Origin of the sequence: Glutamicibacter uratoxydans (genome assembly GCF_050753455.1) — a bacterium.
Taxonomy (GTDB): Bacteria; Actinomycetota; Actinomycetes; order Actinomycetales; family Micrococcaceae; genus Glutamicibacter; species Glutamicibacter uratoxydans_A.
Genome location: NZ_CP192736.1, coordinates 1,376,271 through 1,395,890 on the forward strand (window position 1 = coordinate 1,376,271; position 19,620 = coordinate 1,395,890).

Sequence of the window (19,620 nt, forward strand, 5' to 3'; positions counted from 1 at the left end):
ATGGTGGGCATTTTTCGTGGCCGCCCGTGGGCAGAAACCAATGTCCCTTGACATAGAACTCGGATTTATGAATTACCACTTCGCTAACGTGTCCGCTGCAAGGCCTAGTCCCGCGAAAAGAGTGCTGTGCGCTTTGCTCGCCGCGATTCTTGTCCTCCTGGGTTTGCAGGCCGTTGAGTTTGTCGCTCCACCCAAAGCCCAAGCCACATACGCCACGGGGGGAAGTGGTGAGTATCGAGGGCTAATTGACTGGCTTGAGTGGGGTACGCATAATCAGGTCGTTCGCAATGGACGAGTCGCAACCACGCAGCGAACTATTGGGGGACAAACGCTGCTGACCACCTGCTCGCTTAGTGGAATCAGCGGAGGGGGAGTTGATCCGTGATCAGCCTATCGGCCAGGCACATGGACCAACGATGCATTTGACAATGTCTATAACATTGGTGGACAAAACAATGCCAACCAGCTGATTGCTGGTCTGACAAATACTAATAATGGGCAGCTAGTTAATCTCTCTGTCTCCTGCCAGACCACGCTCGATGGGCGACAGGCACCGATGGCAGGACTCGTCATTGCCGATGCTGAGGCTAGTAACGCGAGACAAAGCGAATATATTCAAGCCACCCCGCATCAGAATGCGAGCTGGCGGCTCATTGAGCGATTTCGCTCGTGCAGTCACCCGATGAATTCGGTCGTCTGGTCGGCCTAGGTTTTTCGGACAGTAGCCCCGAGTAAAATCTGGGTCAACTACCGAAGGAAGAACACACCAATGACAGCACCACGCCGTCGATACCCGCAGTCCCTCAAAGACGAGGTCGTCAAGAACATCATCGACACCTCACGCCCCATCAAAGACGTCGCCGCAGAGTACGGCGTCGGAGCTGAAACAGCCCGCGTGCTCAATGATTTGCGGATCTACTGGAATTCGGAAACACCTAAGCATTGCTGGTCGATGAACTCGGTGGCCAATCCCGCCGAGAATCCAGCTGTCTAACGCAAAATTCACTGATTATTTCAACACGTCGTTTGCTTCTTCAAGGTTTCTAACCTTGCTTTCAACGCTTTGATTTCAGCGATCTCTTCTCTGGTTGAACCGATGCATGCACCTGCGTGTATTTGGATTCGGAGGACTCAACGAATCGGAGCCTCCTTGCCCACATTGATCTTTGGATCCATGTCCGTGGAGGCTGCGAAGACCGACTTGTAGTTGGCGATGGGTTCCCGTGCGTGGTCCGGTGCACGGCCTTGGACAATGGGCGTGTACTACTGGGCTATGTTGTTGCTCGTCGCAAGCGAAGACATTATGAAACCAGGGGTGAATCACCAAGGGAGTTCTTACTCTGCGCTATCAACTCATGAGATCCAGTAGCCGGATGTGCATCAACAATACGTTGCATGGAATTGTTGAATCGACCTGAGTTAAACGCTGGCGTACCGGAAGCAGGTCACCTAGACTGGCCACGGACTAGCCTTTAAAGATTGGGGACTCTAATGGCTCGTGATCTACCTTTCGTTGTTAAATCTGGGCTTTGTGTGGGCTGCGGCGCCTGTGCGGTAGCTGAACCACAAGCCATTAGCATGGAATTGGGCGAACTTGGGGCCTATTTACCAGTACGAAAAGACGGAGGGGATCTCGAAGAGCTTCCCCCGGATGTATTGACTCGCGCTAGTGCTGTGTGCCCGTTCTCTAATAATGCGCGGAATGAAGACTCCATTGGACAGGAACTGTTCGACAAAGACGACGCGCGGCACCACTCCGCACTTGGTTTTCATCAGAAAATTGTCGCGGGGTACGTGAACGAAGAGCAATACCGAGAGCTCGGCACCTCGGGTGGCTTGACTTCATGGGTGCTCACGCAATTGTTGATCGACGGAGAAATAGATGCTGTCGTTCACGTCGCCTCGACTTTGGAAGGACTACCAAATCCCCTATCTCGATACACCATCTCAAGATCAGTGGATGAGCTTCTTGCAGGACGGAAGTCTCGGTATCACGTACAGACCTTAAACGAAGTCATGGCCGAAGTTCGTGAGATTCCCGGTCGCTATGCCATCGTCGGCGTACCCTGCTTTATCAAGGCGGTCCGGCTCCTTGCCGACCAAGATGAGACCATCAGGGATAGAGTCGTTTTCGGTGCCTCACTCTTTTGCGGTCACATGAAATCCACTTTGTACTCGGATTATCTTGCCCAATCTATGGGACTTGAAACACCCAATGTTAAAGACATTGATTATCGTCATAAAGAGCCAGGCCGGCCACCTAATAGGTACTGTTCGAAAATTTCCACCTTTGATCATCAAGAAGTGATTCGTGGTTCGGAGCAGATTCCCATGGCTAATTGGGGGATCGGCATTTTTAAGCTCGGTGCATGTGATTACTGTGATGACATCACCGGGGAGACTGCCGACATCAGTTTCGGTGATGCTTGGCTACCACCGTTCATGTCTGATTGGCAAGGAACCAATGTTGCCGTGGCGCGCTCTAAGATCGCAGCGAAAATCCTAGAACGGGGGGAGACCTCCGGAGCCTTGGAGGTCATTGATTGGTCGGCAGAAAAAGTGGCCGAATCCCAAGCTGGGGCAGTACGCCATCGTCGCCTAGGTTTGGCCATAAGGCTTGCTAATAGGATCAAAATGGGTCTATGGGTACCGAAAAAGCGTGTTTCTCCTGCATCAGACAAAGACCTGAAAAGTCTCTTCGGTCAGCGAATGATCAACCGGGAAGCCATCGCGCTGGCCTCTGGACCGACCTATTTGCGTGCCCGAAGAGCCGGTAACCTGAGCATTTTTATTGACGAAATGAGGCCCTACATCCGAAAGTACGATGGGTCTCGTTCATCAACATTATGGCGCCGAGCAGCCACGTGGGTTGTACTACGACTACCCACACCGCTGGAAGCTGCAGCGCGACGAGTTGCCCGGATATTGAAATTTAGCTAATGGGTGATGCACTGTTCAACTAACGCCAGCCGTGTTTTTTTACCGCATCTACAGCGAACGATAATTCACCCAAGTTCGCACACTAAAAATGCCGATGCGTATGCCCTCGCCATAGGATCTCTTGTAGGAAGGGTAGCGGGTCGTGAGATTTTCTAGCTCGACGATGAGCACGGTATAAAAAGCGTTCGGTTAGGCCGAAGACCATGAGTATTCGGTTCCAAGCAAAGAACGATTTCCGAAGGTATCGGTGCCAGCCTAGACCTTTAGTGTGCCCGGTACTGAAGACGAGGGAAGCTTGCTCGCTCGTTCTATTTTGGGTGGCTTCCGCCTAAGAGTGAGTGTTCAGGTCGTTGAGCGGTTTGACTGCGTTAGTTAAGTAGTCGCATGAGCGCTGTTTCTCGAACGCGATAATCTCACCGACACTGTGATAGTCAATCTCAGGTTCGAGAACCATTTCTAAGTCGTGGATCGTGATTAGTTCACGCTGAGGCAATCCCAGAACGTTGAGTAGATAACCGAGTTTTTCGATATTTCCGTATCCATGTCCCTGGCTCGATCGGGTGATGGTGGCAAAACTACGCTTGGAAATGACTGAGAAAATCGTTCCGTGGAATGTATCGGTCACAACGGCTGTTGCTTGTTGGAAGTATCCCAGCAGTTCAAAGGGGGAACAATCGACGAACATATCGCCGCAGGACTGCGCTCCGCCGAAACAAAGTACTTTCAATCCCTGCTTCTTCGCGTAGGCGCGGATATGGTCATTCTCCTCACGGGTGAGCCGTCCCGGATAGGCGTAGACCAACAGGTAGGGATCGCTGGCAATTGGCAAACTCGGGATATCTGCCCAGGTGGATAGGTCGATAATGAGCGTGGGGTCAAGGTGGATAGGTGGCGCGATGCCGGTGAGTTCTTGGACAATCTGTGCCGAATTAGTGTCCCTGACCGAGATGTGGTCAAACTGTGCGAAGGCACTGGCAAGTTCCTGCTCCAGACCGTGTGATCGGATTTTTTTCAGCGTTGTATTTCCGAATGATCCCGCATAGGAAATTAGGCTACGTGCCGACGAATCGATTCCAAATAGGTCTTTGGCATAACCGACATTGGCATTAGCCTGAACACAGTTAAAGACCTCATCGCTACCGATGACTTGCAAGTCAACGGCAAAGTTCTGGTTAGTTTCCGGTTTCAATGAAATCAGGGGAAAATACTTCTTTGCGTAATTGCGTTTATGATTCATGAAGCGCAAAACATCGACCACTCGTGCATCGATGGCGGAGTATTCCCGCAGTTTACCCAACAACCGCCCAACCTGGCCCTGTGTCCGGTGTCCTGTACTCTCATGAATTAGCGGCTTACCCGGTCGATAGTCGAGATAGTCAACCTGTGCCTCCGGCGACAGTTCGGTTAGCAGCGTGCGCAGGGCAAATGCTTGCAAGGATGAGCCGTAATTCAAGATCCGTTGCATGGTCATGATTCCTATGGTTGCCAATTCCCTGCCTCCTGTAGTTTGTGGGATGGTGAGAAGTACCAATTCCGAGCTATCTGGCGCTTGCCTGATGTTATTGAGTGCCGACTGGTCGCGATGAATACGGTATTGCTCATATCGTTGTATTGATGCTTTTGACCATGCTTTGTGTGGCGAACAGGCGCTGTTCGTGACCCTGGAATACTCATCGAGTCATTGCTGTTCAGCTGTCTATCGCACGGCAGGAGGCTGCTGAATTGCCCGAGCGGCCAATGAATACTGCTGGCCAAGGACGCGGCAAAGTGGAGAAATTTTGGCGATATTTCGCTACACGGTGAAGTGTTACTCTGCAGAGCGAACTGACCGTTACGGGTCAATCTCCGCACGGAAGCATCGGTTGTTGCGAACTCCACTCGCACGAACTGGCCCCCCAAGTACCTAGCGTTACGCGCAAATCAAAAGTAGTGAAAAATGTTCCCCAATAATTGCTCACTGATTCATGAGCCTAACCAGTCTGCCCAACGTTGACAAGAGGGTACGCTCGACCGGGAAAGAGTTGTTTGTGAGGAAGGAATCTTTACTCCTCGGAGAATGATTACCTGTCATGGCGGTTGATGTTTGCCAGATGGAACAGATCTGGCCATTTTAGCTGGTTCATGAACTGTGTTGGTGTCTCGATCCCCAGCCCATAAACGAACAAAAAAGAATCCAAAGATTTCCCAAAATCTCGTTTTCGCCAGCAGTAACAGGTAGCATGACTTCAACGAACCTAGCAGCCTATCTTGGGGATTGGCTGACATTATCCGAATCTTTGGGGGGATGGGGTAATTGGGTAATTTTTTGACGACTCATAAATGGGGAAATGAGTGGGATGGTATCCCGGAAAGTTGTGTCAGATTTGACCACGACACTGGGTTTTCACGTTCAGAAATTCACGACCGACTCAAAAAACTGTCCCAAGATCCGGCCAATGGCGGATATATCTTGCAGGGAAGACCAGGGTCCGGAAAGCGCGAGATAGTCCTCGACACCCTAAAACGATCTCGGACTATCTCCGATCCAATCTGGATTACAGGCAGTGAATACGCTAAGCAGTTGCCTTACGGCGCAATCCAATATCTGCTTACAGAATTGTCCGAAGAGCAGCTAGTTTCTCCCTTAGCCGTGTATGGACACCTACATCGTCAATTTCGCGAAACTGATCGCCCAAACGTCGTCATGGAAAATATTTCGGTGATTGATTCAGCTACCACGATGGTGCTGACACAACTTGTGACCAATCGAGTTATCACTTTGTTGGTCATGGATGACCGACAGGGGGAACTCGCTGAAGACTTGCAAGTTCTGGTTCGCAGTGGGGTTCTGAGTTTAGTCCGCCTTGGCGGACTGGGTTTAGAAGAGTCCAAGCATCGTATCGAAGCAAACCTTGGTTATCGGATTTCTTATCTGACAGCGTCTCGCCTCTGGGAGTTTAGTGCAGGAAACCCCGAGTCCATTGACGCGATAGTTGCCGATTGTCGTGAAGCCGATCAGTTTGTCTTTCAGAAAGACTATGCCGCTCTAAAAAATGAGCCACTTCATATCGGCATACATTTGGAACTTCGCGTCGCAGCTCAAATGGAGCGGCTCAATTCAACTCAACAACAGATGTATAAAAAAATAGCTCTGGGCAATTATAAGATGGTTGCCGCTGGAACTACGGGGTTTCAGGAGTTAGATTTCTTGCACGCACAGGGGTTGATTGAGCAAACTTCTACCGGCTGGAAACCTAGTGAACCATGTATGCATCGTGCTTTGCGCTCACTCTGGCCCGAACCGTCGGTTAGCGGAGAAGAAGGCGCAACGGTATCGGATTTCGTCACAGTGATCGACTTTCAACGAGTCGCTCAATCACACTTTGCGGATGTCAGGTCTCACGAGACCGGGCAAACAATCGAGATGAGTGGTGCATCTAATCGCCGGCTACGTGACCGGTTGCAAGAGTTACGAGCTCAGAAAGTGTATACGGCTGAGTTGCAACAAGTCGAACGCATAGACTTGACCCTACGCCTTCTGACTTATTACCTCGAAACTGGAGAAATTTCCCAAGCAGCACCCCTGGTGCGGGATTTTCTTGACCATGGATCGTGGCTCTGGCGATCATTAAGCCAGTGTCAGCAACACTTGGTACTTGCTCAAGCCGCCGAGTTCTACGCTCGGGTCAACGAGCTAGATAAATCCACAGAACTGTTGGATGCTCTCTTGGCGGAGTTACCACAGAATCCTCGATCGTCCAGCGAGTATTGTTTAGCCAATTGCATGGCAATGACTTTACGTTCATTGATTAATACGGCAGCGGCGTTAGCCCGCTGGGCAGAGTGCAGCTCACTTATTGATCTAGTTTTACGTGGGAAAACCAGTAATCCGGAACTGATCGCCCATGCAGAGGTCACCCGGTCCTTGGCGTTGTCTATTACCGGTAACTTTGCTGAGGCCATGGAAAGCATCAATCCATTGCGTCTACAGATTTTTCTCAGTGGCTCGGAATCGGCTAAACGTTGGATCGGCGTGATCTCTGCTGAAGAGGACGATGCTCGGGTCATACCGCAGGATCCCGCTTCCAATCTGACCGAGCAGAGTTCCTTGCCGTTCGAGGAACCGGTGAACACCCAAGAGTGTGTACGCTTGCTCTTTGAAATATTGGCTTCTCGTCAGATAAACCAATATGGAACGATCGTGCCAGACTTGGAAAGACTCGCTAGGTGGGCCTTGGTAAGGGGAGAAAAACTCCTAGCATCGCATATCTGGGCATTGTGTATTCGGGAAGGCCGTTTCGATCGGGCAACGGATCTAGAAAATCTTCAGGTAGCGGTAAAGCATCCGTTGGCTCTTGGGTTCCTTAAGCTAGTCCAAGCAACTAAGGACCTCAGTGCCGCAAGAATTTTTGATGCACTGCATGCCATGGTGTCTTTGGGATATGTTTCATACGCTAATGATCGTTTCAACGCTCTATTTGCTCGGTTATCGGCGCATCAAAATCGCGTTTTGGTTCGCAGCGCCAAACAAGGCATGGGGTCACGGCATCCAGAGATCTCCGAAGCATTTGGATACACGGATCTGGATAAACTAACTGGTTTAACACGACGTGAGATTTTCGTGGCCTCGGCAGCAGCCAACGGGATGACCAATGCGGAAATTGCCCAACGGGCCAACGTATCGGTTCGAACTGTTGAAGGCCACCTTTACCAGGTGTATTCGAAACTGGGCATTGGCAAGCGCGACGAACTTCAGAAACTGGTCGCTAACCAGCGAAAGAGTCATAGCAATGCCACACGGTAAGTTTCAAGCGGAAAGCTGGAAACGAAAAGAATTCCATGACTTGCAACGTGCACTGGTTTCCGACGATAGCAGCGGAGCGATTGTTAGCGGTGAAGTGGGAACCGGCAAGGCGATGCTGCTGCGTTCGGTGCTAGATTCACCATTGGTGACCTTGCCAACGGTGCGATTGATCTGCAGCCCCGGACTACGACAAGTTCCCTATGCAGCCTTGGCACCATTACTGGTAGGTGGGGCAGAACAACTTGATGATTCAAACATAGTTCATCACGCGATGTCCAGCGTACAAAGGATACTGGCAGAGCACCCCGGATCCAAACAAGTACTCATTGTCGTTGATGAAGCTCAGTTCATCGACCCTGCTAGTGTGTTTGTGCTCGGACAACTAGTGAATTCTCGACGCATTAAGTTCGTGGCGCTACGCGATGCTGCACAACACGAGCAGATAGCATCAGATCCTTTGAACTCCGTGATCAGGCTGGAACGAATCGTTTTGTATCCACTTGACGCACACGATGTAGGACATTATGCCTATACGTTGCTGGGAACACGATTAAGCCGGTGCGCGATAGCTCATATTCATCGGGCGACCAGTGGTCTGCAGGTGCTCGTGGAGCAGTATCTCAAGCTACTTGAACGTCAGGGGGCTCTGCAGACTATTGCGCAGCGTACTGTGATCAGGGATAGCCGAACTCTGATTGACAGTGACATGGTTGAAACAGTCCACGACCTACACCGTCGACTAGATGGGTCGCTGGCACGAGCTCTGGAAATACTTAGTTTGGCTGGCCCCGTGGGACAACAGCGACTTAATCAATTGGGCATAACACAACACGTCCATCTCATAACGAGTTCGCTGCTTGTGGTAAGTGAAGGCACAATCAGTATCGGCGGCAAATGCTATGCTCAGGCTCTGCGGAAGAGTATCCGTCCGGGACGAAGCCGAGAGTTATATGAGCTGGTTGCGCCAGTGCTAAACGACACCGAGCGCGCAAATCCAGAATTTGTGTTGTGGGGACTGTCTTTGGGTGAAAAGCCCAATGAAGAACTGGTCTTCCAAGCCATTAAACGGGCAAACTTAAGGGGCGACTTTCAGGCTTCCATGCAGATATGGGAACTTGGCCTAGAGGAGCAAGACAGGAAGAAGTACGTCCCAGATCGCGTACGTAGCCTATTGGGTTCCGGTCAGTACTTTGGAGCACTACATTTCGTGGACGGCCTAGTTTCGGGAACTGCACAGCAAAACCACTTCGTAGACGAGATACGTCAGGTTCTGCAGTGGTTGAACCCGACAGGATTATTCGATCCACCTGAAAGCGTGCAGCCAAGCAACTCACAGTTGCAGGCACTCGTGGAGGCGAGTTCTAATTTTGCCGACATTGCATTGATTTCGAAAATCATTGCGCTACGTCAGCGCTTCAATGCCGGGGATGGATCGTCATTGGTCAGCGAAGCTGATTACCGGAACCTCGATCAAAAACAAACGATACTTCCCGCGATAAGCTACCAAGCAGAAGTCCTGGTACTAGATGTTCGTTATCTTATTGAATCCGGTCATTACTCTAGGGCTCGTGAGCGACTTGCGGATTTCTTGCAGGAGAAAAGCGAAAGTCTAGGTGACTATCGGGGAGCAGTGCAGGCGCTGCAGGCCTACGCGCTAGTACGTCAGGGCAAGATGCGCCTGGCAAAGGACCTAGCCGCCGATGCGCTCGCCGAGCTTAGTGTCAGTGACCCATTGGGGTTGATGCCATTGAGTTTGTTGGTATCAGAATTTGCCGGCGTGCTGACCCCACAGGCGACAATAGACCAGATTTTCGAGATGCCGGGTTCTAGTGATCTTTGCCCAATTAGTACACGCGGTTTCTGGTCCGTGCAGGACAAGGAGATGTTGCGACTACTGCATTTGCTTAATGGTTCCCAAGACGCTGACCAGATCACTGAAGTTCTGCAGGGAATTGATCCGGGAAATATACTCCTTCACCATACCGCGCACTTTCTTGTCTGGCGTCACACCGTGAATCAGGTAGTACGCGATTATGCTGCCGAGATGATGCAGCGGCATACCGAGTCCCTCAGTCCCTTGATGCACCGTCAACGGATAATAGTTCAACAAGTACAGCAAGGTGATCCCGCACAGCTACGCGAGCTTGTCCAAAAGCTCGATACCTGGGGCGAGGTGGTACTCGCACTGGAGGTGCTCACCGATATTGCGCAGATCTGGACAGAGGCCGGTGATGCAAGGAAACGCGGCTTAGTCATCCGACAGATCTTGCTGAGACTTGAAGAACAGGCGCAGGAACCTTGGGGGGTCATTGCGCGAACGGTCAAAGACAGCGAGTTGACGTCGAGGGAAAGCGAAATCGTGGATTTGGTATGTAGCGGATTGAATAACCGAGATATCGCTCGGGAACTTACAGTATCCCAACGCACCGTCGAGGGGCATATGTATCGGATATTCACGAAACTTGGTATCTCGCAGCGTTCGGAGCTTACCCGGCGTGCAGCAGCGGAGACCTCCATGGAACGAGAAGAACTCTGAAGCAGGAGTAGCGTGCTTCGGGGCACCTGCGGGCACACACCAATTCATATCGTGCTTCCTGTACACGCCGCGCCGGCTGCTCTTGTGACATGAGCCGGTGTTTTTCATTGCTCGTGACTCTCGTCTGTTGCCCCACAGGTGCCTTTATTCTGCAGAATACTGCACATTGTTCGGATTTGTCCCGTCGAGCACCCTCGCGGTAGATCTTCCTCAGCACAGCCGGAGGCAGTGAGTGGCAACGAGTATCCAGAATCGAGGAGCACTATGTATACGCGTAGTCAGTACTTGGTTAAAGGGCATGAATACGAGTGTTGGCAGTAGGGAATTTAAAGGCATCTCACAGAAATGGGGTACCTGTTTACCCGTGAGTGCCAAGCTCTGGATTAATAGACTTCAATCAATGGTTGCTTTGCTTTGAAGTGCAAAAAGTAAGGCAAGATATTGGGGAAAATCTAGGCGGTTGGGGAGCCTGCACTCGCAAAAGCACGCTGCGTCGGAAGTGGGAATCCGAAGCACTATTTGCGTTGCCGGACATCGCCGCCGAGGGGGAAGCGTGTCGCAAGCATACGAAACATTGGGCAGTGCCCGATTCGGTGGAAAAGTCAACGACAAGGCCACCGGGACATGGGAGCATATTCTTGAAACACCGCAATCACAGCGGCAAGAAGGCTTCTCGGCAAACCGGTGGAGGCAAAAATTCACTCGAATTCTGGTTGTCTCCGATCTTGGGCTGATGCTGTTGGCTGCCGGAATGGTACATGTTCTTTATATCCCGGGAACTCAAGAAGCTTTGTTGCTTACCGCAGCCGCGCTGACAATCTGGTTGGTCTATCTTGCACTCCTCCGTAGCAGGGCCCCGCAGCGGATCGGCGTAGGGGCTAAAGAGTACAAACGTGTAGTAGATGCGACATTCTTTGCCGCGGGAACCGTGGCACTCGGTGCCAGTGTCTTGAACATTGCCGGGACTCGCGAATTGATCTTGGTTATGTTTCCAGCTGGTCTAAGCCTGTTGTTGCTCGGTAGATGGAGCTGCCGGCGCTGGTTACATGTCAAGTCCGCGCAGGGCTACGCACTATCTCAGGTGGTAGTGGTCGGACAAGCACCTGATGTTTCGTATGTTGTTCGTCAGCTGGAGAAAAAAGCCAGCCCGGCTTATCGGGTTTCGGCTGTGCTCTTTGACGGACAACCGGATCAAGAAATTGGTCACGGGGAATTTCCAGTTTTCGCGAATCTAGAGAACCTCGAGTCATCGGTCAATGCGGTGGGAGCCGACTCCGTCATCGTTGCAGGACCGTTGGCTGGAGGTAGTTCTGCGTTGAAAGATCTGAGTTGGCGACTCGAACAGACGAAAACTAACGTTATTGTGGTGTCTTCGTTGACGAATGTGGCAGGACCACGCATTAGTGTTCGCCCGGTGGAGGGTCTGCCACTGATGCATGTAGATATTCCGAACTTCTCCGGTGGGCACCATGTGGTTAAGCGCGTCATCGACGTGGTTCTCTCCAGCCTAGCTTTAGTGGCATTGTCTCCACTGTTCGTGGTGATTGCGCTGGCAGTGCGTCGCGATAGCCCCGGCCCAATTTTCTTTAGCCAGGAACGCGTTGGACGCAACGGAAGTAGTTTCCGGATGTATAAGTTCCGCTCAATGGTGGTCAATGCCGAAGCTGAATTGGAAAAGCTCAAAGAGCTCAACGAGGGTAGTGGTCCGCTGTTCAAGATGAAGCGTGACCCGCGGGTAACCAAAGTTGGTCAGTGGCTTCGCAAGTTCTCTTTGGATGAACTTCCACAGATATACAACGTCTTACGCGGGGACATGTCGTTGGTTGGTCCGCGTCCCCCCTTGCCGGAAGAAGTGGCAACGTATCAGGGGCATACCAGTCGCCGTCTCTTTATTAAACCTGGTGTTACCGGTCTATGGCAGATCAACGGAAGGTCTGACCTGGACTGGGAGGAAAGCGTACGGCTAGACCTCTACTACGTCGAAAACTGGTCTCTGACCGGAGACATTATGATCATGTGGCGTACATTCAGGGCGATGGTACAACCCGAAGGGGCCTATTAGAGCTCACCTACGTTTCATTGGGGCAATGCATTGACCATACGCAGACCAAATGCCGCAGCGGAATCTAATTCCGCTGCGGCATTTGGTCTGTTTATGCATGTCGGGACGTGATGATCAAAGCGTGCTGCTATCGCAGAGGCATTGCAATTTTCTAAGTACTATTTACTTGAAAGTAGGTGGCGAACAAGTACCGGTTACCCGTGTAAAGCATCAACCATGTACCTAAGGTTGGGTACAAGGTGGAAGCGTTCTCTGGCGGGGGCTGTTGGCAGGGTGTCAACAGGCAGTAGAGGTTCGTCATTGCCCGAGAGGCCTACCATGAAGATCGTTCACCGGCATTCCCCAGAAGTCGGTGGGAAATCCACCTTCTGAAGACGGGATCGGCGGTGAGTAAACGGCCCTAGCGGTCGTTTTATCCCCCAGCCGCCGCCGATCCCTTCGACTCAAAGTTTTGCTTCCGGTGACGGATGAGGACAAGTCGGGTTTAGCGGCTTCAACTCGGTGGTGAAGATGAGTTGTAAAAACGGTAGCTGCGTTCGGCTGGAAGGAGTTAGGTCAACCATCTTTTAAGTTGGTGCAACTAGTAAAGGCGGTGAGAAGGAGGGGGCTGTGGCAGGAATCACGAGGCGGTCCAGTGGGGCCTAATTTTCAAATCGTCTGAGTATTTCGTGAATTCGGCATCGATATCTGATCACGGCATATAGGATCTCTGAATAAAAGATCCTAGTCTAGTGTACAAAATTTGAGGTGGTGGCGAATTAGTGACTTAGGGGCAAATTGTTATCTAAACGTTGCTTTAAGCAATTTCCTCTCTGTAGAGTCGGTGACCGTGCCAGCTTGCCGCGGTTTTCTTCAGCGGTGAGGCCCTCGAAAGATACTTGGAGAAGTTGCTTGACTGTCCCGAACATTTCTAAAACCCATCACGGTTCGCATGCTAAACGTCGCACCGGACGCATCGTGGCCGCTACATTGGCTGTTGGTGTGGTGATCGGCGGCGGTGTTCCACTGACTTCAAATACCCTGCCGGCGGCGTGGGGCGCAGCCCAGCTGGTGAAGAATAGCACCTTTGATTCCGGGGTCAGCGATTGGAAGACCAACGGAAAGAACGAGCTGCTGCGCCACACTAGCAATGGCCGAAGCGGCGGAGCCGCGGAGTTGCGGATTGCCTCCGGTACCGGGCATGTCGCATTGAACGATGCCAAGCCAAGCGCGACCAATGTGAAGGCTGGCGCTCGTTACACCGTGACCGCGTGGGTCAAGGCAAAGAATCCAGGCGTAGGCGGGCACCTCCGCGTGCGGGCTATTTCCTCTGTCACCGAAACTCACCGTCAGTACTTCCAGCTGGATAACACGCAGTGGACCAAGGTCAATTTCACCTTCACCAACAAGAACGCTGGAGCCAAATTTGACTTGAACGTCATTGGCTACGACTTAAAGTCCGATAATGCGCTTTATATTGACGATGTAACTTTGATGGAGGGCGAAAACGAATCGCCTGTCTCACCGCCGTTGAGCAGTGCTGAACCGGAACAAGGCGACCTAAGCCCGGCCCCAGAGACCCCCGAGACTCAGCCGGAAGAGATCGGCGGTTACCTGACTAACAACAGCACCTATTCGAAGATTGGTGTTCCTTCTAAGGGCGCGTACTTTGGTGCAGCCGTTGGTTCAAATACCGATCCTTCAGTTTTTGAGAATGAAGTCGGTGGCAAACTCGGTATTCGCCGGACCTTCTACCAGGCTAATCAGGTTGACAATGCCGTGCGCAACGCAACGACTGATCTAAAGAACAACCGTCTACCGTGGATCAGCTTCAAATTGCCTTACAGCTGGAAAGAAATGGTAGCGGGCAAGGGTGATGCGTGGGCCAAGGACCTGGTGGCTAAGCTAGATGCCCTCAATGGGCCTGTTTGGGTTGCATTCCATCATGAGCCAGAAACTGAGCAGAACATTGCCGACTGGACCGCCATGCAAAAACGCTTGTCCCCAATCGTCAAGAACAACTCCGATAACATCGCGTTTACGACGATCTTGATGGGGTACCACCAGCTGTATGGCGAGGAACAGTACTCGTTAGAAAATACTTGGCCTGGTGACGGCCTAGTTGATGTGATTGGTTTTGACGTGTACAACTATCAGGACACCGTCAAGAATGGCAAAGTTCGTAAAGCAAGCGATATGGATGCCTACTTCGAACATTTCGAAGCTTTTGCCAAGAAGCACAACGTGCGCTGGGGCATAGCCGAGACTGGTCTCAACAATGCCGCGGCTGGCAACAGCCCGGAGTGGATGGAAGAGACCTATCAGCAGATCGTCAAGCGTGGTGGAGTGGCTATGACCTACTTTAATACCCACCTAAATTCGACGACTTCTTGGGAGATTACCGATAGGCTTAAGACGAGGCAATTTGCTGATGTCTTGAGTACATCACCAAAAATGAAGTAGTCCACTGGGGGAGGGCAGCTGCGTGTCAGACTCACCGGCGAACGGCAACGTTCAGCAGGCCGAGGGAGACGTGGCTGCCCTTCGTGCTGTTCTAAAGGACTTGGGAATAGCGGCCGTGTTGGAGCCTGTCCCGCGCCGCGGTGCAAGCTACGGAAACCTGGCGGTGCTTCCCGATGTCCGCAGCCCACGGATCGTGATCCCCACCCAACCTCGTAAGGCCGCACGTTTGGCATTGCAACGCTTCAGCGCAGACCTGTCGTTGAAGTCTAAAGTGCAGCGTTTTGGTGCGGCTCTTGCCTTGGCTGTTATGGGAAGCACTCCACCGCTGGTCAAATATCAACTAACGTTGAAATCCTCAGATGAGCATAATCTGCTAGGGCACTTGGCTGAGATCTTTAGTCAGGAAGTGCTTTTTAGCATGAGTATCGGCAACGAGCGGGTTAACCGTAAGCCGGTGCTGCAGCTTTTCTCCCGGTCCGGGACGTGCCTTGGCTACGCGAAGATTGGCACAACCGCGCTTACTTCCGATTTAGTGCGAACTGAGGCCTCGGCATTAAAGGAGCTGAACAGCAAACGTTGGGAGAACCTGCGAGTTCCCGAATTAATACACTCTGGCACGTGGAATGGGCACGAACTACTGATTATGGGCTATCTGCCGACGACGATTTTCACCCGGCAGGCCACGGTGGAGAAGCTTCGAATTTCGGCCCAAGACGAATTACAACGCACTTTTGCCACGACGGTGTCCCCTCTGGGGGAGCAGGACTGGTGGAAGGAGTTGTGCAGCAGCACGGAAGATTTAGCCGTTCGGTTCGCACCTGCCATCCGACTTAACGAAAACCTGAAACGAATTAACGAACATTATGGACGTCATGAATTGCAGCCAGGAGCATCGCATGGGGACTGGACTGCATGGAATATGGCGGTCCACCGTTCAAAGCTGCAGGTGTGGGATTGGGAACGCTTTAGCCGCGGATTGCCGGTAGGTTTCGACGCATTGCATTATGCGATTCATCATCAGGTTTCGCTCACCAAGGTGAGCAAAAATAGTCTGCTGCGGGGGATAAAGCGCAGCGGCGTGGGGGACTGTGCCACCCAACTGGCTTATCTTGCGCACTTGTGCGGAAGGTATCTTCAAGGGCTGGCACAACTTCAGATAACGGCCACCGAGGATAAAGCTGTGGCCCTGATGGAAACAATCGAGTGCATCTTGGGGGATTTAGCACATGCGAACACAAAACTTACGTCCATGGACGAGTAGGGCAAAGGAAGCACTACCGGATCCAGCGGTGTCAAAAATTCGGGGTGCACTCAGAGCCTGGGGTACGCTGACAGCCCGGTGGCGGGCATTGCCGGACTTTATCGTCATTGGAGCTCAGCGAAGCGGAACAACCACCTTATATCGGCTGTTATCGAGCCATCCGCAGGTGGTGCGACCCACAGCTTCTAAAGGCATCAAGTACTTTGAGGATTATTACCACCGCGGGCCGCGTTGGTATCAAGGACACTTTCCCCTGCGTCTCACGGCAAAATTCTTGGCTCACGGTGAACCTAAAACCTTTGAAAGCAGTGGATATTACAGTTTTCATCCGTTGGCGGCCCAACGAATAGTCAAGGATTTACCGGGCACCAAACTGGTGATGATGCTTCGTGACCCAGTGGACAGGGCATATTCGGCGCACCGCCATGAACTGATGCGCGGGTTTGAGACGGAAGAATTCGAGCGTGCCTTGGAGTTGGAGGCCGGAAGAGTCGACGGTGAGCTAGAACGGATCGAGCAGGACCCCAACTACAGTAGCTACAGCCTGCGTCACCACGCATACCTGTTGCGAGGGAAATATATCGATCAAATCCGTCGGATTCACGATGCTGTTGGTAAAGAGAATCTCTATCTCATGGATGCTGATGATTTCTTTTCTCATCCGCAAGAAGAATTTCGAGCATTGCAGCTGTGGCTGGGACTTGAACCGTGGACACCGGATAATATTCCAGCAGAAAACTCTCAACCACGAGCACCCATGACAGCTCAGCTGCGCGAGAAACTTCGCGAGTACTACGACTCCGCAGATGCTGAGTTAGCGCAGGTCATGGGTAAACAACCTTCATGGCGCCGCTAGGTAGCCAGTTTCAAGACGCATTGGGGCGGGTTGCTAAACCCGCCCCAATGAAATGTACAGATGCCAGTGGATGGTTGTTGTCAGTCCTTTAGCTGGCCCGCAGACGCCTGTTGAGCGCGTAGATCAAGCGTAACGGAGCGCTGATGATGCTGGCCGTCCAACGCTGGATGCGAGGCATCTGGGCGCGCCACTGCTCATCGGTGCTTAGCTGAATCTGTCCCACCTTAAAGCGCATGGGATTACCCGCCACTGTATGGTGCGCGTCGAGTCTCACCGTCTTGTTCGGGCTGATCGCTACCCGGTGCTCGGCTGCATCCAACCCCACAAATTCGAGAATCCGATCAATCGTTGTGGCCGGACTATCCATAAAGTCCTCATAGTGTACGGTTAACACTGGTATCTTGAGCAGACTCAGCGCATGAAACATCAGACTATAGGTCATCCAGTTGCCCATAGAGGATGGAATTGAATAGCGCGGCATCTCTTTGGCTTGCGCACCGGTTTCGGGACGCTGAATAACCTTTAACCACGAAAAAGCCACCCCACGTGGATCGCGTACCACGAGGACGCAGCGCAGTTCAATATCCAATGAACGTAGGAAGTACCCATAGGCCGGATGCTTACTAGAATCGACTAAGACCTCGGCTCCAGTAACCTGCTGGGCTGCACGATACAACTTATTTAATGAACTGATCAGTCGCGTCCGTTGAGCAGATGAGGTTTTGGAACTCCGTTGCAAGGACAACCACGGTAAGTAGCGGTTACGAACAATTGACCACCGGTCGCTGATCACTTGCTCCGTATCTACCGAGGACCATGAACCGAACGCCTTGGCACCGATGTCTTTCCACCGCTGACATTCATGGAAGCTATTGCCACAACCACACAATTCATTATCACGCAGGCCACGCTCCCAGAGATGTAGAACCTCCCCCATGGCTTCTACCCCCTGGCATTGAGCCAAACAGCGTTCCAAGACGGTTGACCCACTGCGCCCAAACCCGCCAAGCATCAATACGCGGGGTTTTTCCACCTTTGCTCCGGTGTGTGGCTTCCGCGGGTGGACAGCTTGATGCGGTTGTGGCTGTGGTTCGTTTGCTTGACTTTCCTGAAACGGTTCCACGAAGTTCCCCCTCAATGACTTCGGTTATGAATGTTGCATCAATGTTTGGTGTTTAGCCCGGTGGCGGCTTTTGACCAATTAGGTGCCGACGGGTTTCTTCTGAGTCAGTGATTTGCCAAGAACGGCAAAGGATTCCAATTGCAGAGGGCGGCGGAAAAGCCACAGCGCCGAAGCATAGAAGAGAATTCCTACAGCGGCTCCTGCGGCAAAGTGTAGGTAGGAATCACTACCGGTCAGTGTCACTGCCACAAGCGGTAAACCCAGACCTGCCACGGCACTTAGCCCTACCAGGAATCCAGCCCGACTCCACGGGTTCATTTTCAGTGTGCCGCGCACGAATATGTAAGTCAGCAGGTTTCGCAAGGTGATCGCCAGAGCCCAGGCCAGTGCTGCTCCGAATAAACCCATCGGTGGGATCAGTACGAAACACAAGAAAATGTTCAGAGTCAGACCGACAAGAGAAATCCAAAGGCTGGTGGTGCTTCGGCCTGCCATGAGAAGCATTGAATCCAAGGGCCCGCAGGCAGTACCGAGCAACATTGCTAAGGCCATCACCCACACTACGGACCGGGCCTCGTCACTGATGTAGTCTGCGCCGAAAACCATCAAGTAGAAATTTACTCCGATACCTGCAACAACGTAGATAGGCCACGAAACAACCATGTTCCATGCTGTGGATGTCTTAAATACTTGTTTGAGTGTGTCGAGTTGTTCGAGTGCCAACATCTGACTAAAACGTGGTTGCAATACCTGTTGAATTGCCTGCACACCGAATTGACCGAGTGCAACGAACCGGGTCGCCGCGGTGTAGATTGCCGCTTCGGCAGGACCTATGAGTGCCGCCACGATGACGATATCGGAGCGTTGCACCAGCGCCTGTGAAATTCGAGAGACCGCTCGCGGCCAAGTGAATTGCCAGAACTCCACACGGAGCCTGCGGGTGGGCGTCTGTGGTTTTTGCCGGGTAACGCGATAATCACGAAACACCGCTCGGAAAAATAGATAGGACAACACAGCGGAAAAGACATAGGGGGCGGCCCAACCAACCGTAAGTAGCAGTAGCCCCCCGCCGCTGGCGGCCACCACCAAGGCTCCCACTGGTTGCAGGGCCGGGCGCATGACTTTTTCGGATAACACCGTGCTACGAAAGGTTCCTAGGGCTCGGGCCGAAGCCATGCAGAACTCGGCAAACACTGCACACGGCAAGAAGCTGAGCAAAAGCATTACTACTTGTGCACCAGAATCAGCCGGTAACCCGATCAGCTCGGCTAGCACGGGAGCCGAAATGAGCCCGAACAATACCACCAGGACGGTTGCGACCATGACGGGTAGCCGGGCAACGCCCAAAACCGGGCGGATGTCACTGGCCCGTCCGGTTGCTTGCAAGCGCAGCAGGTATCGTGAGAGACCCACATCGGTACCCAGCGAACAGATGCTCAAAGCAATCATGAAAACTGAGGTGGCGGAAAAAAGCGCCCCGGCGGTGTGCTGAGAGAAGTACCGGGTCACCGCGATGATCAGCAACAAGTTAAAAACGGCCGATGCCGCAGCACCCAGCAAATTCGCTGTTCCACTTCGCGCAATGGTGCGTAGCTGGCCTTCTAAATGGTTCGGCAT

At 52.3% G+C, this 19,620-nt stretch carries 11 protein-coding genes and 1 pseudogene; 9 read left to right on the plus strand and 3 right to left on the minus strand.

Annotated features, from left to right (window positions below; genetic code table 11):
• The first annotated feature begins 67 nt into the window (after positions 1 to 67).
• From ACQQZ8_RS06295 to ACQQZ8_RS06305, 3 genes and pseudogenes are all read left to right on the plus strand, one after another.
• Positions 68 to 709: pseudogene (locus tag ACQQZ8_RS06295) on the plus strand (CshA/CshB family fibrillar adhesin-related protein).
• A gap of 60 nt (positions 710 to 769) precedes the next feature.
• The gene (locus ACQQZ8_RS06300; RefSeq protein ID WP_431711824.1) at positions 770 to 994 is read left to right on the plus strand and encodes a transposase; all 225 of its coding nucleotides are present in this window, start codon (positions 770 to 772) and stop codon (positions 992 to 994) included.
• A gap of 497 nt (positions 995 to 1,491) precedes the next feature.
• Entirely contained in the window at positions 1,492 to 2,940 is a 1,449-nt protein-coding gene (locus tag ACQQZ8_RS06305) for a Coenzyme F420 hydrogenase/dehydrogenase, beta subunit C-terminal domain (RefSeq protein ID WP_431711825.1), read from the plus strand.
• Positions 2,941 to 3,268: 328 nt separating this feature from the next.
• Here ACQQZ8_RS06305 and ACQQZ8_RS06310 read toward each other — a convergent pair whose 3' ends face one another.
• Positions 3,269 to 4,411: a polysaccharide pyruvyl transferase family protein gene (locus tag ACQQZ8_RS06310; protein ID WP_431711826.1), complete on the minus strand. Its 1,143-nt coding sequence runs from the start codon at positions 4,409 to 4,411 to the stop codon at positions 3,269 to 3,271.
• An 822-nt stretch (positions 4,412 to 5,233) separates the two neighbouring features.
• On the opposite strand from ACQQZ8_RS06310, the gene ACQQZ8_RS06315 reads away from it, so the two are divergent.
• The 6 genes from ACQQZ8_RS06315 (at position 5,234) to ACQQZ8_RS06340 (ending at position 16,880) form a co-directional block, all read left to right on the plus strand.
• A complete protein-coding gene (locus ACQQZ8_RS06315; RefSeq protein WP_431711827.1) occupies positions 5,234 to 7,723 on the plus strand; it encodes a helix-turn-helix transcriptional regulator in 2,490 nt (829 codons plus the stop codon).
• Complete coding sequence (locus ACQQZ8_RS06320; RefSeq protein ID WP_431711828.1) at positions 7,653 to 10,259, plus strand: LuxR C-terminal-related transcriptional regulator; 2,607 nt, start codon at positions 7,653 to 7,655, stop codon at positions 10,257 to 10,259. The genes ACQQZ8_RS06315 and ACQQZ8_RS06320 overlap by 71 nt, the downstream gene beginning before the upstream one ends.
• Before the next feature lie 553 nt (positions 10,260 to 10,812).
• Complete coding sequence (locus tag ACQQZ8_RS06325; RefSeq protein WP_431711829.1) at positions 10,813 to 12,321, plus strand: sugar transferase; 1,509 nt, start codon at positions 10,813 to 10,815, stop codon at positions 12,319 to 12,321.
• 777 nt (positions 12,322 to 13,098) lie between these two features.
• Positions 13,099 to 14,763: a carbohydrate binding domain-containing protein gene (locus ACQQZ8_RS06330; protein WP_431711830.1), complete on the plus strand. Its 1,665-nt coding sequence runs from the start codon at positions 13,099 to 13,101 to the stop codon at positions 14,761 to 14,763.
• 22 nt (positions 14,764 to 14,785) lie between these two features.
• Positions 14,786 to 16,024: a hypothetical protein gene (locus ACQQZ8_RS06335; RefSeq protein ID WP_431711831.1), complete on the plus strand. Its 1,239-nt coding sequence runs from the start codon at positions 14,786 to 14,788 to the stop codon at positions 16,022 to 16,024.
• Positions 16,025 to 16,112: 88 nt separating this feature from the next.
• Entirely contained in the window at positions 16,113 to 16,880 is a 768-nt protein-coding gene (locus ACQQZ8_RS06340) for a sulfotransferase family protein (RefSeq protein ID WP_431711832.1), read from the plus strand.
• A gap of 88 nt (positions 16,881 to 16,968) precedes the next feature.
• Here the strand turns inward: ACQQZ8_RS06340 and ACQQZ8_RS06345 are convergent, their stop codons facing one another.
• Together ACQQZ8_RS06345 and ACQQZ8_RS06350 are read right to left on the minus strand one after the other, a co-directional pair.
• Complete coding sequence (locus ACQQZ8_RS06345; protein WP_431711833.1) at positions 16,969 to 18,003, minus strand: sulfotransferase; 1,035 nt, start codon at positions 18,001 to 18,003, stop codon at positions 16,969 to 16,971.
• Positions 18,004 to 18,081: 78 nt separating this feature from the next.
• A complete protein-coding gene (locus tag ACQQZ8_RS06350) occupies positions 18,082 to 19,620 on the minus strand; it encodes a lipopolysaccharide biosynthesis protein (RefSeq protein ID WP_431711834.1) in 1,539 nt (512 codons plus the stop codon).

Excerpts from the sequence above, each read along its gene's own strand:
- ACQQZ8_RS06300 (WP_431711824.1), top strand. The coding sequence starts at position 770 with ATGACAGCACCACGCCGTCGATACCCGCAGTCCCTCAAAGACGAGGTC.
- ACQQZ8_RS06305 (WP_431711825.1), top strand. The coding sequence starts at position 1,492 with ATGGCTCGTGATCTACCTTTCGTTGTTAAATCTGGGCTTTGTGTGGGC.
- ACQQZ8_RS06310 (WP_431711826.1), bottom strand. The coding sequence starts at position 4,411 with ATGACCATGCAACGGATCTTGAATTACGGCTCATCCTTGCAAGCATTT.
- ACQQZ8_RS06350 (WP_431711834.1), bottom strand. The coding sequence starts at position 19,620 with ATGCCGAACCATTTAGAAGGCCAGCTACGCACCATTGCGCGAAGTGGA.